Source organism: Sphingomonas radicis, assembly GCF_051400635.1.
Lineage (GTDB): Bacteria > Pseudomonadota > Alphaproteobacteria > Sphingomonadales > Sphingomonadaceae > Sphingomonas.
The window spans coordinates 1,098,457-1,113,792 of record NZ_JBLFFG010000002.1 but is presented as its reverse complement, the minus strand read 5'-3'; the positions used below and the strand labels follow the sequence as shown (position 1 = coordinate 1,113,792).

At 67.4% G+C, this 15,336-nt stretch carries 10 protein-coding genes and 1 tRNA gene; 6 read left to right on the top strand and 5 right to left on the bottom strand.

Annotated elements, in window-relative coordinates; translation table 11 throughout:
- Positions 1–29: 29 nt before the first annotated feature.
- Together ACMGDH_RS12155 and ACMGDH_RS12150 are read right to left on the bottom strand one after the other, a co-directional pair.
- Entirely contained in the window at positions 30–1,355 is a 1,326-nt protein-coding gene (locus tag ACMGDH_RS12155) for a sensor histidine kinase (RefSeq protein WP_436828186.1), read from the bottom strand.
- On the bottom strand, positions 1,345–2,736 hold the full coding sequence (locus ACMGDH_RS12150; RefSeq protein WP_436828185.1) for a sigma-54-dependent transcriptional regulator: 1,392 nt from the start codon (positions 2,734–2,736) through the stop codon (positions 1,345–1,347). The genes ACMGDH_RS12155 and ACMGDH_RS12150 overlap by 11 nt, the downstream gene beginning before the upstream one ends.
- Positions 2,737–2,883: 147 nt before the next feature.
- On the opposite strand from ACMGDH_RS12150, the gene ACMGDH_RS12145 reads away from it, so the two are divergent.
- The 6 genes from ACMGDH_RS12145 to ACMGDH_RS12120 are packed head-to-tail and all read left to right on the top strand — an operon-like array spanning position 2,884 to position 12,671.
- Positions 2,884–3,129, top strand: coding sequence for a hypothetical protein (locus ACMGDH_RS12145; RefSeq protein ID WP_436828184.1), 246 nt, complete (start codon positions 2,884–2,886; stop codon positions 3,127–3,129).
- 17 nt (positions 3,130–3,146) lie between these two features.
- A complete protein-coding gene (locus tag ACMGDH_RS12140; protein ID WP_436828183.1) occupies positions 3,147–4,436 on the top strand; it encodes an efflux RND transporter periplasmic adaptor subunit in 1,290 nt (429 codons plus the stop codon).
- A 20-nt stretch (positions 4,437–4,456) separates the two neighbouring features.
- Positions 4,457–5,137, top strand: a complete 681-nt coding sequence (locus ACMGDH_RS12135; RefSeq protein ID WP_436828182.1) for an ABC transporter ATP-binding protein — start codon at positions 4,457–4,459, stop codon at positions 5,135–5,137.
- 40 nt (positions 5,138–5,177) lie between these two features.
- On the top strand, positions 5,178–7,688 hold the full coding sequence (locus ACMGDH_RS12130; protein WP_436828181.1) for an ABC transporter permease: 2,511 nt from the start codon (positions 5,178–5,180) through the stop codon (positions 7,686–7,688).
- A gap of 2 nt (positions 7,689–7,690) precedes the next feature.
- Complete coding sequence (locus tag ACMGDH_RS12125; protein WP_436828180.1) at positions 7,691–10,150, top strand: ABC transporter permease; 2,460 nt, start codon at positions 7,691–7,693, stop codon at positions 10,148–10,150.
- Positions 10,151–10,160: 10 nt separating this feature from the next.
- A complete protein-coding gene (locus ACMGDH_RS12120; RefSeq protein ID WP_436828179.1) occupies positions 10,161–12,671 on the top strand; it encodes an ABC transporter permease in 2,511 nt (836 codons plus the stop codon).
- A 118-nt stretch (positions 12,672–12,789) separates the two neighbouring features.
- On the opposite strand, the gene ACMGDH_RS12115 is transcribed toward ACMGDH_RS12120, so the two are convergent.
- The 3 genes from ACMGDH_RS12115 to ACMGDH_RS12105 form a co-directional block, all read right to left on the bottom strand.
- Positions 12,790–12,866, bottom strand: a tRNA-Pro gene (locus ACMGDH_RS12115).
- A 79-nt stretch (positions 12,867–12,945) separates the two neighbouring features.
- The gene (locus ACMGDH_RS12110) at positions 12,946–14,250 is read right to left on the bottom strand and encodes an FAD-dependent oxidoreductase (protein ID WP_436828178.1); all 1,305 of its coding nucleotides are present in this window, start codon (positions 14,248–14,250) and stop codon (positions 12,946–12,948) included.
- Between the two features lie 13 nt (positions 14,251–14,263).
- Entirely contained in the window at positions 14,264–15,241 is a 978-nt protein-coding gene (locus ACMGDH_RS12105) for a beta-propeller fold lactonase family protein (protein ID WP_436828177.1), read from the bottom strand.
- Positions 15,242–15,336: the final 95 nt, after the last annotated feature.

Here is a 15,336-nt window from a genome sequence, read left to right as displayed (position 1 = left end):
CCGATAGCGGCCGCTCCCCCAGCTTCGCGCTAAAGCACGATCCGGAACAGCGCGCCGCCGCCGGGTGCGTCGGTGACGTCGATCGCGCCGCCGTGGGCGATGACGATCTGGCGGGCGAGGTTGAGGCCGACGCCGGTGCCGGTAGCGCGGGTGGTGAAGAAGGGGAGGAAGATGTCCTGCCGCAGCGATGCGGGGATGCCGGGGCCGTTGTCCTCGACTTCGATCGCGGTGCCGCGGGCGTCGCCCAGCATCCGCAGCGCCAGCCGCGGAGGGCGATCGGTGCCGGTCATAGCCTGGGCGGCGTTCTGCATCAAATTGATCACCACTTGCGCGAGCAGGTCCGGGTCGGCGTCGAGCACCAGCGTGTCGGGCGCGATCTCGAGCGTGAGCGGCACCTCGGGTGATTTGGTGGCGAAGATCCGCGCCAACTCCTCGGCCCAGGGCCGCGCGGCGAAGCTCTGGCGCTTGATCTCCGGCGTGCGGGCGACGGCGCGATAGGCTTCGATGAAATGGCTGAGCCCACGCGCGCGGCGGGCGAGCGTCTCCACGGCCATGCGCGCATCGCCGACGCGAGGATCGGCGGAGAGATCGGGATCGGCAAGCAGCTCGGCCGCGGTTCCAGCGAGCGACGTGACCGGCGTCATCGAGTTGAGGATTTCGTGGGTGAGCACCCGCACTAGGTCGTTCTGCGCGGCCATCTCCACCGCGTCGAGCGTGCCCTGAAGCGGCTGGACGCTGATCGCACGCGTGCGCTGGCCGAGCCGCTCGAGCGTAGCCGAGCGCACCAGCATCCGCTGCGCACGGCCTTGGATATTGAGAATCAATATCTCTTCTTGCTGCGAACCACTCTCAAGACGCCGGGCGAAGGTCGCGCCATAGGGAGCGAAGTCCTGGGGGAGGGTGCCGTGTTCACCGCCGAAGAGCCGCCGCGCCGCCTTGTTGGCGAGCGCGACATGGCCGCTGCCGCTGACGGTGAGCACCGCCACGGGCATGTCGTCCACCAGCGCATCGAGGTAGCGAAGCTCGCCCGAGATCCGCTCCTGCTCGGTACGGAAGCGCGCGAGCGCGTCGTTGAGCGCGGAGCCCAGCTCGCCGAAGCCGGCTCCGCCGGTGGTATCGAACCGCACCGCCGTATCGCCGAACTTCACGGCTTCGAGGAAGCGGCCGACGGTGCGGTTGGTGCGGGTGACGTGGTGGAGCAGCCCGGCGAACAGGCTGGCGACGATGATCGCGGCGACGATCCGCGCCGCGCCCAATCCCGGGGTTAGGAAGGCGGCGACGCAGGCGGCGAGCGCGGCAGTCAGCCCCAGGATCCAGACGATCAGCCCGAGCGTGAAGCGGCGGTCAAAGCCCATGTTTCTCCATTCGCCGATAGAGGGCAGCGCGCGAAAGCCCGAGCTCGGCGGCGGCGAGCGAGATGTTGTAGCCGTGCTTCCTGAGCGCTTCCTCGACCAGCCGGCGTTCGACCCGATCGAGGTTGAGGTCCTCCGCAGGGTGGGGCGGCACGATGGCCTGGGGCGAGATGCGCGGGCTTGCGGAGATCAGCGCGAAATCCTCGGGTTCCAGCGGCACGTCGCGCGCGAGGATCACTGCGCGTTCGAGCGCGTGGCGCAGCGCGCGGACGTTGCCCGGCCAGTCGTGCCCGAGCAGCGCCACCCGCGCGGCGGGGCTCAGGTCAGGGACCTCGCGGCCGTAGCGCCGGGCGTAGTGGCCGAGATAATGGTCGATCAGCTCGGGCAGGTCCTCGCGGCGCTCGCGGAGCGGCGGAAGGTCGATCTCCACCGTGTTGAGCCGGAACAGCAGATCCTGGCGGAAATGGCTTTCGTCGCGCAGCTTCTCGGGCGGGAGGTTGGTCGCGGCGATCACGCGGATGTCGACGGGCACAGGCTTGTTCGCGCCGACGGGGGTGACCTGGCGCTGTTCGAGCACGGTCAGCAGCTTGGGCTGGAGCCTGAGCGGCAGATTGCCGATCTCGTCAAGGAACAGGGTCCCGCCGTCGGCAGCCTGGATGCGGCCGACGCGATCGGTGCGCGCGTCGGTGAAGGCGCCCTTCACATGGCCGAACAGCTCGGAATCGATCAGATCCTCGGATACGGCACCCAAGTCGACCGTCAGCATCACCTTGTCGGCGCGCAGCGACTGGCGGTGGAGCTCGCGCGCGACCAGCTCCTTGCCGGTGCCGTTCTCGCCCAGCACCAGCACATTGGCGTCGGTGGGGGCGGCGCGCCCGATCAGCGAATGGATGCGTGCCATCGCGGGCGAATGGCCGAGGATCGCCGATCCGTTGCCGAGCGGGGCGGCAGCGGTGGGAGCGGGGGCGCCGCCCTTGACGGCCTTGCGCGAGCGCCGGAGCGCGGCGGCGGTCCGCACCGTCGCTAGCAGCCGTTCGTTCGACCAGGGCTTGGAGACGAAGTCGGTCGCGCCATGCTTCATCGCGGCGACCGCGATCTGGATGCCGGCGTGGGCAGTGATCATCACCACCACCATCTCGGGATCGACCGCGAGCAGCTTGTCGAGCCAGGCGAGCCCCTCGGCCGCGTCGGTGGCGCCGCGCGCGAAATTGGCGTCGAGCAGCACCACGTCGGGCGTGCGCGCGCGGATCAGCGGCAGCGCCTCGTCGGGCGAGCGCGCGGTGGCGACATCGGCGAACAACCGTCGCAGCAGCAGCCGCGAGGCGGTGAGGATGTCATCATCATCATCGACGACGACACAATAGTCGAACTCCGTGCTCCCCATGCGCTCCTCCCGTACCGCGCCCGTACCGCGACTGTGCGATTCCGGACAATCAAATTGCGTGCCACATCAATTGGCATGGCTCGTGCTGACATCCGTGCAGGGAGGAAGACGTCAGTGCCGGGACATTCACGTAAATGGGGAAGAACGTTGCTGCTCGTCGCCGCCGGCTGCATCGCGCTGGCCTTGTTCCGCGCCCCTCCGGCGGCGCTCGACATATCGGTGACGCAGAGCGGCGCCTGGGCGCTGCTCCGCATCGGCTTCGCATCGATCCGGATCGCGTTCGATTCCGGACAGGAGTGTTCGAAATCGGACAGATGCACGGCTCCGCTTTTGCCGCCATCGCTTGCCGATGCCTTACCGGAACCGGCTGGCACGGCGGTTGCTACGTCATGAACATGGGTGTCGTTCGCATGCAGAAATCGGGGGATCAGCCCGCCTCGGGAAGCGGGATGGATCGGGTGGTCGAGACGCGCAAATTGCCCCTGCGCGTCAAGATCGCCCTGGGGAGCGCGGTTGTCCTCGCGGCCGCGCTCCTCTTCTGGTGGTTCGCACCGAGCGGATCGAGCCAGACGGTGGGCGCCGATAACGTCACTGTCTCCACCGTCACGCGCGGGACCTTCGACGATTTCATCCCGCTGCGCGCACGCGTCACGCCGCTGCTCACCGTCTATATCGACGCCGTCGAGGGCGGGCGGGTCGAGAAGATGCTGGTCGAGGACGGCGCGACGGTGGCGCAAGGGCAGCCGATCGCGTTGCTCTCCAACGCCGAGCTCCAGCTTTCGACGCTCGCGCGCCAGACCGAAGTCGAGCAGCAGATCAACAACATGCGCAGCCAGGAACTCGCGCTCGCGCAGACCCGGCTCGCCAACGAGCGCGCGGTGCTGGAGGCCGAGCTCGCGCTCGACAAGGCCAAGCGCCAATATGAGCGCGAACGGCCGCTCGCGGCGCGTGGCTTCGTCACCGCCCGGCAGTTCGCGGACACGCAGGATCAATATGAATATGAGCAGCGCCGGCTCGCCGCGGTGAAGCGCAGCCAGGCGACCGACGCGCGGCTCCAGGGGAGCCAGCTCGCGCAGCAGCAGGCCGCGGCGCAATCGATGCAATCGGGCCTCGCAATCGCGCGCGCCAACCTCGACGCGCTTCAGCTTCGCGCGCCGGTGGCGGGGCAGCTCTCGGGCTTTTCGGTGCAGGTCGGCCAGTCGCTCCAGCGGGGCGAGCGGGTGGGGCAGATCGACAGCCCGGGGCGCAACAAGCTGATCGCGGGCGTCGACGAATTCTACCTCGGCCGCGTCCAGCTCCAGCAACGTGCGGTGCTCGACTGGGGCGGCAAGCGCTATCAGGCGCGCGTCACCAAAATCTATCCGCAGGTGCAGAACGGCCAGTTCCAGGTCGATTTGCAGTTCCTGGGCGACGAGCCCGCGCAGATCCAGCGTGGCCAGACGATGCAGGCACGACTGACGCTCGGCGATCCCACGCCGGCGCTGCTGGTGCCCAACGGGGCTTTCTACAACGAGACCGGCGGGAGCTGGATCTTCGTCGTCACTCCCGACGGACGAAGTGCGGTGAAGCGCACCGTCCGCCTCGGCCGCCGCAACGCCGAGTTCATCGAAGTCCTGGAGGGGCTCGATGCAGGCGAGAAAGTGATCACCTCACCCTACACCGGATACACCGACAAGACGCGCCTGGACCTGAAGAAGTGATGGACAAGGAAGGAAAATCCATGCTGACGATGCGCGAACTCTCCAAGGTATACCGCGCCGACACGGTGCAGACGACGGCGCTCGACGCGATCGACCTCGAGATCGCCGATGGCGAGTTCGTCGCGATCATGGGCCCCTCGGGCTGCGGCAAGTCGACTTTGCTCAACATGATCGGGATGCTCGATAGCCCGTCGAGCGGCAGCTATGTATTCAACGGCCAGGAAGTGGCCGGCCTCTCCGAGAGCAAGCTGGCCGATGTCCGCAAGGAGAACATCGGCTTCATCTTCCAGAGCTTCAACCTGGTCGACGAGCTGAGCGTGCGCGACAATGTCGAGCTGGCGCTGCTCTATCACAATGTTCCGGCCGCCGAGCGCAAGCGCCGGGTGGACGAAGTGATGGACAAGGTGGGCGTCGCGCACCGCGCCAAGCACCGGCCCAGCCAGCTTTCGGGCGGACAGCAGCAGCGCGTCGCGGTCGCGCGCGCGCTCGTCGCCAGCCCCAAGCTGATCCTGGCCGACGAGCCCACCGGCAACCTCGACACGCACCATGGCGAGGAAGTGATGCGCATGCTCCAGGCGCTCAACCGCGAGGGATCGACGATCGTGATGGTCACGCACTCGCCCGCGCACGCCGATTATGCGGGGCGCATCGTCAGCATGCTCGACGGCCGCATCCTGCAGGAGCGGCGCCGCGCCGCCTGAAGCGCTCGGAAAGCGAGGCAGGTTCTGGGAGGACCGGGGCATGTGGTGGAATTATCTGAAGGTCGCGGTTCGCGCGCTGCTGAAGAACCGCGTCTATGCGTTCATCAATATCGTCGGGCTCACCGTCGGCCTGGCGGCGTGCCTGCTGATCCTGCTCTACGTCCGCTACGAGCGAAGCTACGACAGCTGGCTCGCGAACGCCGATCAGGTCTACCAGCTCCAGACTTATTATTCGGCGAACGCCCGCGGGGGCGAGCAGGAGGACATTCAATTGAGCTCGATCGCCGCGGCGCGCGCGCTCAAGAAGGACTTTCCTCAGGTGGAGAAGGTGGTGTGGATGCGCTCCTTCTCGCCCATCGTGATCCAGGACGGCCAGCCGGCAAAGGTGCAGACGCTGCGAATGGTCGACGACAATCTGTTCGAGGTGTTCGATCTGCCGTTTGTTCGCGGCTCCGCCGCCACTGCGCTTCCCGACTCGCACTCGGTTGCGCTCAGCGAAAGCGAGGCAAAGCGCCGCTTCGGCGATGCCGATCCGATCGGCAGGACCTTCACCATCGTCGATAACGCCGGCGACGTGGATTATCGCGTCACTGCGGTTTTCAAGGACATTCCCAAGAACAGCAGCATCTCTGCCGACATGGTCGCGCGCTTCGATCTCGGCACGCAGTTAGCCGATCGGATGTGGCAGGTGACGCGCTTCACCAGCCAGCAGGGCTGGAACTTCGTCAAGCTGCGCAAGGGTACCGATCCGGCCCACCTCACTTCGCAATTCCCCGCCTGGGAGAAGCGCAACATCCCCGACGAGGTCACCAACGGCGAGCGCACCAACCCGGGCGACTATATAGACCTGGGGCTGGTCAATATTCGCGACGTGCACCTCGGCAAGGCGCAGATGTACCCGCTCACGCCGGGCAACGACGGCGGCACGGTGACCACCTTCGCAGTGATCGCGCTGCTCGTGCTGGGCATGGCTTCGATCAACTTCACCAATCTGGCCACCGCTCGCGCGAGCCAGCGCGCCCGCGAAGTGGCGCTGCGCAAGGTGCTCGGCGCCTCGCGCGGGCAGCTGATCGCGCAGTTCCTCACCGAATCCATCCTGATCACGCTGCTCGCGATGCTGGTGGCGCTCGCGCTCGTCGAGTTGCTGCTGCCCGCGTTCAACAGCTTCCTCGATGCCGATATAGCGCTGCACTATTGGGGCGGTGAGAATATCTGGGTCCCAGCCATCCTTCTGGTGCTCGTCGTCGGCACCGCGGGCGGGCTCTATCCCGCCTTCTATCTCTCGCGCTTCCAGCCTGCGAAGATACTGAAGGCCAACAGGTCGACCGCGGATGCGGCGGGGTCGGGCGGGCTGCGCAACCTTCTGGTCGTGGCGCAGTTCGCGATCTCGATCGGGCTCATCGTCTGCACCGCGGTGATCTACGGCCAGACCCGTTTCGCCCAGACGCTCGACGCGGGCTATCAGCGCGACGGGCTGCTCCAGGTCGCCAACCTCAACTTCCGCGGCGTCTCGCAGGAACAGTCGCGGCAGCTTGTCGAACGCATCCGTCGGGTGCCGGGCGTGCAGGCAGCCGCGCGCACGCAGATCGGGGTTTCGCCCGACGGCAATTCGGCCGCGGACTTCTTCCTCCGCGGCGCGACCAGTTCGGTCTCGCTGGGCTTGTACGGCATCGAGACAGGCTTCTTCGAGGCGATGGGGATGCGGCTGGTCGCCGGGCGCTTCTTCCAGGATTCGCAGGGCAAGGACGACGCGACCACGCCCTTCCCGGTCCAGATCGAGGCGGAGCGGGCGCTTGCGGCGCGCGGGATCAACGTGGTGATCTCCGAGTCCGCCGTGCGGCGTCTGGGCTTCCGTTCGCCGCAGGAGGCGATCGGCAAGACGATGCAGGGGGAGGTGAGCCTTCCCGAGGCCGGCCTGATCCCCAGCACCATCGTCGGAGTAGTCTCCGATGCCCGCTTCCGTTCGCTGCGCGAGCCGATCCAGCCGACGGTCTATGTCATGCAGCGCATCGGCTTTGCGCAGATTGCGGTGCGCTATTCCAGAGTAAGGCCTGCCGAGATCCGCGACCGTATCGAGCAGGTGTGGCGCCAGACGGTGCCGCTGGTGCCCTTCAGCGCCGACTTCGCCGAGGATCTCGTGCGCGAACAATATCGCCAGGAACTCGCGCGGGGCGCGCTGTTTGCCGCCTTCTCGATTCTGACGGTGGCGATCGGCTGCCTGGGGCTGTTCGGGCTCGCCGCATTCACCGCCGAGCGGCGAACCAAGGAGATCGGCATCCGCAAGGTGCTGGGCGCGCGCACCCGCGACATCCTCCAGCTCCTCGTCTGGCAGTTCAGCCGGCCGGTGCTGATCGCCAATTTGATCGCCTGGCCGATCGCCTGGTGGGTGATGCGCGACTGGCTCAACGGCTTCGACACGCGGATCGCGCTCACACCGGTCCCGTTCGCGGTGGCCGGGTTGCTCGCGATGCTGATCGCGGTCGCGACCGTCTGCGGTCAGGCGCTGCGGGTCGCGCGGACGAACCCCATCCATGCGCTGCGGTACGAATAACCATGTGGCGGAACTATCTCACGATCGCGCTGACGCTGCTGGTGCGCAACCGCGTATACGCCGCGATCAACATCGGCGGGCTGGCGCTGGGGCTGGCCGGCTGCCTGCTGATCCTTGGCTATGTTCGTTACGAGCGGAGCTACGACAGCTGGCTGCCTGACAGCGGCCGCATCTATCAGGTCCAGACGAAGTTCAATCTGCCCGGCCAGCCCGCGCGCAATGTTCAGATGAGCCCGTTCATCGTCTACGAGAAGCTGCCCGGCGGCTTCTCGCAGGTCGAAGCGGTGACCTCGCTCGCGCCCGGCAAGACCGTGGCCGAGCGCGATGGCCAGCCGGTCTTCATCGATGTGGCCACGGTCGACGCCAATTTCTTCGACGTGCTCGGCCTTCCCTTCGCGCAGGGCGGGGCGGCAACCGCGCTTCCCGACACCAATTCGATCGTGCTCACCGAGAGCGAGGCGATCCGCCATCTTGGCACGGCTGATGCGCTCGGCAAACAACTGAGCCTCGGCGCGGGGCCCGGCAAGCGCGACTACCGCGTCACCGGCGTGCTGCGCGATCTGCCGCGCAATACCAGCCTGCGGCTGGGCCTGCTCTTCCGTCGCGACTTGGGCGTGATCCCACCCGAGCAGCGCAGTTGGAACAATTTCGGTCAGCAGCATTACGTCAAGCTGCACCGCGGGGCCGACGCCGCTTCGGTCAATGCGGGCCTCCCGGGCTGGGAGAAGCGCAATATCGGCAATACCGCCATCGACGGAAAGCCTGCGACCATGTCGGACGCCGTCGATCTCAAGCTGGTGCCACTGACCGGCGTCCATCTCGGCGCCACGCAGGACGCGGCGCTCACGCCCGGAGGCGATCCTCGTGCGCTCGCCACTTTCGCGGTCGTCGCATTGCTCACGCTGGCGATGGCGGTGATGAACTTCGTCAACCTCTCGACCGCGCGCGCTACCCAGCGCGCCCGCGAAGTGGCGTTGCGGAAAGTGCTCGGCGCCTCGCGCGGCCAGCTGATCGCGCAGTTCCTCGGCGAGAGCGTGGTGATGGCAGCAGTGGCGATGCTGCTCGCGCTGACCATCGTCGAGCTGGCGACGCCGTGGATCAGCGCCGCGATCGGCGCGGACATCCGCGTTGCCTATCTCGGCCCGACGGGCATGCTGCTTCCCGCGCTGGGGCTGTTTCTCGCGACCGGGCTGCTCGGCGGGCTCTACCCGGCCTTCTATCTCAGCCGCTTCCGCCCGGCCGAGGTGCTGCGCGCCAACAAGTCCTCTGTCGAGACGCCGGGCAATGGCCGGTTCCGCACCGGGCTGGTGATGATCCAGTTCGCCATCGCGATCGGGCTGATCGCCTCGACCTGGGTGATCTTCTCGCAGACCCGCTATGTCGAGACGGTAGATCCCGGCTATCGCCGCGACGGGCTGATCCAGATCGTCAATGCCTGGCGCTTCGCCAAGGGAAGCGAATACGACGCCGCCCACGCCGAGATGCTGGCGATCACCGGCGTCACCAGTACGACGCGGATCTCGGTCCCGCTGGCTTCCGACACGCGGCCGGTATGGCTGGTGAAGGCCCCCGGCGCCGAGGAGTATCAGTCGCTCAGCTATTATGGCGTAGATGCCGAATATCTTCAGACGACGGGCATCGACCTGCTCGCCGGCCGCCGGTTCGACGATCGCATCGCGCTCGATCGGGTTCCGACGGGCGACGATCAGGCGCGCGCCGCGCGGGGCGTTAACGTCGTGATCAACCGTGCCGCGGCGCGTAAGCTCGGCTTCCGCACCCCGCAAGCAGCGATCGGGCAAACGGTGCGGGCGATGCGCGGTGGCCCTCTGGTCCCCTCGGCGATCGTCGGCGTGGTCGAGGACATGCGCTTTCGCAGTGCGCGCGAGGCCATTGAACCGGCTTTCTATGCTGTCGATCCGGACGCGACCGAGGTGGTCCTGGTCCGCTTCGCCGCCGTCCGCCCGGGCGAGGTGATGGCGGCGCTGAACAAGGTCTGGCGCAAGTTCGAGCCCGAGATCCCGTTCGAGGCGCGCTTCGTCGATGATATCGTTGCGGAGCTCTACGCCGCCGATCGCGCCCGCGGGGCGCTGTTCGCCGGCTTCTCGGCGCTGGCGGTGCTGATCGCCTGCCTGGGTCTCTACAGCCTCGCCTCGTTCGCGACCGAGCGGCGGACCAAGGAGATCGGCATCCGCAAGGTGCTGGGGGCCAAGGTGCGCGACATCGTGCGGCTGCTCGCCTGGCAGTTTTCCAAGCCGGTGGTGCTCGCCAACCTGATCGCCTGGCCGGCGGCGTGGTGGGCGATGCGCGAATGGCTCAATAGCTTCGACATCCGCATTGCGCTCACCCCCACGCCCTTCGCGCTCGCCGGCCTGCTGGCGCTGGGAATAGCGCTGGCGACGGTGTCGAGCCACGCACTGCGCGCGGCGCGTGCCAACCCCATCCATGCCCTTCGCTACGAGTAGGATCTGACCCATGTGGCGCAACTATGTGACCGTCGGCCTGAGGGCCCTCACCAAGAACAAGGTCTATGCCTTCATCAACATCTTCGGGCTGTCGCTCGGGATCGCGGCGTGCCTGCTGATCCTGACCTTCGTGCGCTACGAATTCAGCTACGACAGCTGGATGCCCGAGGCGGATCGGGCCTATCAGCTGCAGAACTTCTACCTGCCCACGGAGCGCGGCGGCGAGGAGATGAAGCTGCAGATGACGAGCTTCGTTTCGGGCACGGCGCTGCAGAAGGATTTCCCGCAGATCGAGAAGCGCGTCTATCTCACCTCGCAGGGCATGGTGATCGAGAAGGACGGCCAGCCGACCGCGCCCGAGCGCGGCGTGCTCGTCGACGGCAACATCTTCGAGATCCTGCGAATCCCCTTCGTGAAGGGTGATCCGGCGCACGCGCTCGATGACACCAGCTCGCTCGTGCTGAGCGAGGCCGAGGCCGAGAAATATTTCCCCGGCACCGATCCGGTCGGCAAGACGCTCACCGTCACGTCGGGCGACATGAAGCAGGACTATCGCGTCACCGGCGTGTTCAAGGACCTGCCCAAGAACACCAGCCTGCGCTTCAGCGTGGTCGCGCGTTTCGATCCGCAGACCTATTTCCAGAAGGTGCCCACGATGCTGACATCGTGGAACAATCAGGGCGGCTATATTTATGTGAAGCTGCGCCCCGGCACGGACGCGAAGGCGATCGAGGCGCAATTCCCGGCCTGGGAGAAGCGCAACATCCCCGACGATCCCGGCGAAACCGGGCCCCATTCAAATCCCGGCTCCTACGGCGACTGGCGCCTCGTCAACATCCGCGACGTGCATCTGGGCGAAGGTCAGGCCGCGTCGATGGTGCCGGGCGCCGACAAGCAGACGATCCTCACCTTCGCGGTGATCGCGCTCATGATCCTGGCCATGGCGTGCATCAACTTCACCAATCTGGCCACAGCGCGCGCCTCGCAGCGCGCCCGCGAAGTGGCGCTGCGCAAGGTGCTGGGCGCGACACGGCGCCAGCTGATCACGCAGTTCATCGGCGAATCGATCCTGGTCGCGGGGATCGCAATGGTGATCGCGCTCGCGCTGGCCGAGCTGGCGATCCGGCCGCTCAACGCCTTCCTCGAGGCCGAGATGAGCATCCATTATCTCGGCAGCGACGGCATCCTGCTGCCCGTGATCGCGCTTGCGCTGATCGTCGGGCTGGCGGGCGGAGTCTATCCCGCCATCTATCTTTCGCGCTTCCAGCCCGCGCGCGTGCTCAAGGCGAACAAGTCGGGCGCCGAGGCCGAAGGCAGCGGCCGGCTGCGGAACCTGCTGGTGGTCGGGCAGTTCGCGGTCTCGATCGGGCTGATCATCTGCACCGCGGTGGTCTATTCGCAGACGATCTATGCGCGAACGATGGATGCGGGCTACAAGCGCGAGGGCCTGTTCCAGGTCTATAACCTGAACGCTCCCGCGGTGGAGCCGGTCGCCAAGACGCTGGTCGAGGAAGTGCGCCGCATCCCCGGCGTCACCGCCGCCGGCCGCACTTCAATTTCAGTTAATCCCGGCAACAACTCGATGACCAGCGCACGCCGCCTGGGCCAGACCCAATCGGTCCAGATCGGCGTCTACGGCATGGATCCGGGGGTGATCGATGCGCTGGGCATGAAGCTGCTCGCCGGCCGCAATTTCAACGAGACCATCGCAATGGACGACTCGACCACGCCGACCCCGGTGAACATCGAGGCCGAGAAGGCGCTGGTCGCGCGCGGCACCAACGTGATCGTCTCCGAAGCCGCCGCCAAGCGGCTCGGCTACGCCACGCCGCAGGAGGCGATCGGCAAGCCGATCCAGGTCGGCTTCACCGTGCCCGAGGCCGGCAGCTGGGTGCCTGCGACGATCGTCGGCGTGGTGACCGACGTGCGCTACCGCAGCGTGCGCCAGCCGCTCCAGCCGATCCTCTATTTCTACCAGACGGCCGGCTATCAGCAGCTGCTCGTCCGCGCCAACGGCGATCTTAAGGCGATCAACGCGCAGGTCGAGGCGATCTGGAAGCGGCTGGTGCCCGATCATCCCTATTTCTCGCGCTACGTGACCGACGTCGTCCACGATCTCTATAACCAGGACGAGCGGCGCGCGCAGCTGTTCGGGATGTTTGCGATCCTGGCCGCGGTGATCGGCTGCCTGGGGCTGTTCGGTCTCGCTTCGTTCACCGCCGAGCGCCGCACCAAGGAGATCGGCATCCGCAAGGTGCTGGGGGCGCGGACGCAGGACATCGTACGGCTGCTCGTCTGGCAGTTCAGCCGGCCGGTGCTGATCGCGAACCTGATCGCCTGGCCGGTCGCCTGGTGGGTGATGCGCGACTGGCTCAACCAGTTCGACATCCGCATCGACCTCACCCCCACACCCTTCGCGCTCGCAGGGGTGCTGGCGCTCGTCATCGCCGTGGCGACGATCGGCGCCCATGCGTTCCGCGTGGCGCGAACCAATCCGGTGCATGCCCTTCGCTACGAGTAGGCGCGTCAGCGTGGGCGCATGCATCGGGCGGGCGGGAGGCGACTTCCCGCCCGCTTCGCTTGTCCGGTGTGCGCGCAGCCGAATCGGAGGATCAACTATAAGAAATTGCGGGAGAAAATGGTCGGGGAAAGAGGATTCGAACCTCCGGCCCCTGCGTCCCGAACACAGTGCTCTACCAGGCTGAGCTATTCCCCGACCGGCGCGGCCTCGAGCAACGCCCGAACCGCGAGGGGGCGCCTATACCCACGCCCGCAGAGTCGCGCAAGCCGCTGAATCAGCTTTTCGCCGTGCCCAGCATCGCCTCCACCGAGATGAACTTCTCGCGCGGGGCGCCGGAGCGCGCTGCGGCGATCTCGGCGGTGTCGATCTTCTGCCAGTCGCGGAAAGTGACCACCTCTACCCGGCGCTCGGCGAGCAGGGCGTCGAGCGCCGGGCGGCCGGGCTTGCCGTTGCCTTCGCCGATGTCGCCTGCGATCTTCTCGACGATCGCGAAGCCGTCCGGCCGGTTGGTGCCGATCGTTCCCGTCGGGCCGCGCCGTGCCCAGCCGACGGCGTAGAGCCCGGGGAGAATGCGGCCTTCGTCGTTGGCGAAGCGGCCGGCGCGCTCGTCATAGGGAACGCCGTCGATCGGCGGCGTGCGATAGCCGATGCAGCTCACCACCAGCCCGGCGGGCACGACATAGGTTTCGCCGGTGCCGTGCGCGCGGCCCTCCGCATCCAGCGCAGTGCGCTCGACGATCACCCGCTCGACCCGGCCGTCGCCCTCGATCGCGACGGGCATGGCGAAGAAATCGAAGACGATGCGAGTGGGCTTGTCGGCACCGTCCGCGCGCGCGGCGAAGTTGCGCAGGTGCGCCACCGATTTGCGCTGACCCGGCTCGAGCAGCGCGTCCTCGCTTGCCGGAGGGAGGTCGGCGGGATCGACCACCGGCACCGCGCGTGCGAGCTCACCCAACTCGCCGAGCTCCTTGGGGGTCATTGCGATCTGGTGCGGCCCGCGGCGGCCGAGGATCGCGATCGTCTCCATCCGCGCGCTGCGGAGCGCCGCCAGCGCATGGCCGACGATGTCCGACCCGTCGAACTCCTCCTCGCTCTTGGCGAGGATGCGCGCCACGTCGAGCGCGACGTTGCCGTTGCCGATCACGACCGCGCCGCGCTCCTCCAGCGGCGGAGCGAGATCGGCATGATCGGGGTGCCCGTTGTACCAGCCGACGAAGGCTGCCGAGCCGATCACGCCCGGCAACTCCGCGCCGGGGACCTCGAGCTTACGGTCGACAGGCGCACCGGTGGCGAGCACCACGGCATCGTAGAGGGTGCGCAGCTCGTCGATCGAGACATGCTTGCCTACGCTCACATTGCCGATGAAGCGGACATTCTCGGTGAGCGCCACTGCCTCGTACCGGCGTGAGACGCCCTTGATCGACTGGTGATCGGGCGCGACGCCGCTGCGAATCAGCCCGAAGGGCACCGGCAGCCGATCGATGATGTCGACGCGCACGTCTTCGCCGAACTGCTTCTGGCAGGCCTCGGCGGTGTAATAGCCCGCGGGGCCGGATCCGATGACGGCGATATGGCGCATAGGGGAAATAACCTCAGCGGGGCAGGGCAGGAGCAAGGGCGAGGCCATCGCCGTTCTTGCCGGCGGGTAGGCGGCGGAGCACGCGCCCGGACGCCACGTCGATCTCGGCTACCTGATCGCGGCCGGTTTCGGCGGCGTAGAGGCGCTTGCCGTCGGGGGAGAAGAGGATGGTGACCTGCCCCGCCTCCTTGCTTCCGGAGACGGTGAGCGTGCGGAGGGGCTTGCGGGCGGCGACGTCGACCAGGTTGATCGTTCCGGCGGCGACGTTGCTGGTGGCGATGGTCTTGCCGTCAGGGCTGGTGGCGACGCGGATCGCGACCGGGTCGATCGCGACCTCGCCGAGCTTCTCGCCGCTCGCGGTGGCGTAGACCTGGAGCTTGGGCGCCGAGAGGTCGCCGACCCAAAGCTCGGCGCCGCCCTTCGCGAGCGAAAGCCCCTCCGGCTTTCCGCCGACTGCGATGTCGCGCAACTTCCGGCCCCCGGCAAGGTCGAGCACGCTCACCGTGCCCGAACCGATATTGGCGACATAGGCGAGGCGCTGGTCGGGTGCGACGGCGACCATGTGCGAACCCATCGCGCCGGTGGCGATACTGGTGATCTTGCCGTCGGGCGCCACGACCGCGATCGACTGGCTTCCCTCGGTCGTGGCCACCAGCCTTCCGTCGGCCAGCCAGACCAGCCCGTGCGGGCGCTTGTTCGGGCTGAGATCGATCGTCCGGAGCTTAGTGCGCTGGGCGATGTCGAACACGTCAATCGTGGTGCCGCCATAGGCGACGACCGCCGCCTGCCTGCCGTCGGGCGAAACGGCGATCTCGTGCGGCATGTCGCCGGTGGGCAGCCTGGCGATCTCGGCGCCGGTCGCCAGATCGACGAGGCTGAGCGTGTCCTCGCCCTTGTTGCCGATCAGCAGCGTGCCGGTCGGCGGATCGGCTGCGGCCGGCGTGGCGCAGGCGGCAGCGGCCACGGCAAGGAACATGAGGAACGCGCGCATTCGGCTTCTCTCCCTCTTCAGGAGACGATGGTAGCGTGCGCGGGCGCGGGAGCAAGCGGCTTCCGCCCTGCGCCAGAAACTCCGGCCGCGCGGAA

Coding starts and splice junctions, on each gene's coding strand:
- ACMGDH_RS12155 (WP_436828186.1), bottom strand. CDS start 1,355: ATGGGCTTTGACCGCCGCTTCACGCTCGGGCTGATCGTCTGGATCCTG.
- ACMGDH_RS12150 (WP_436828185.1), bottom strand. CDS start 2,736: ATGGGGAGCACGGAGTTCGACTATTGTGTCGTCGTCGATGATGATGAT.
- ACMGDH_RS12140 (WP_436828183.1), top strand. CDS start 3,147: ATGCAGAAATCGGGGGATCAGCCCGCCTCGGGAAGCGGGATGGATCGG.
- ACMGDH_RS12135 (WP_436828182.1), top strand. CDS start 4,457: ATGCTGACGATGCGCGAACTCTCCAAGGTATACCGCGCCGACACGGTG.
- ACMGDH_RS12130 (WP_436828181.1), top strand. CDS start 5,178: ATGTGGTGGAATTATCTGAAGGTCGCGGTTCGCGCGCTGCTGAAGAAC.
- ACMGDH_RS12125 (WP_436828180.1), top strand. CDS start 7,691: ATGTGGCGGAACTATCTCACGATCGCGCTGACGCTGCTGGTGCGCAAC.
- ACMGDH_RS12120 (WP_436828179.1), top strand. CDS start 10,161: ATGTGGCGCAACTATGTGACCGTCGGCCTGAGGGCCCTCACCAAGAAC.
- ACMGDH_RS12110 (WP_436828178.1), bottom strand. CDS start 14,250: ATGCGCCATATCGCCGTCATCGGATCCGGCCCCGCGGGCTATTACACC.
- ACMGDH_RS12105 (WP_436828177.1), bottom strand. CDS start 15,241: ATGCGCGCGTTCCTCATGTTCCTTGCCGTGGCCGCTGCCGCCTGCGCC.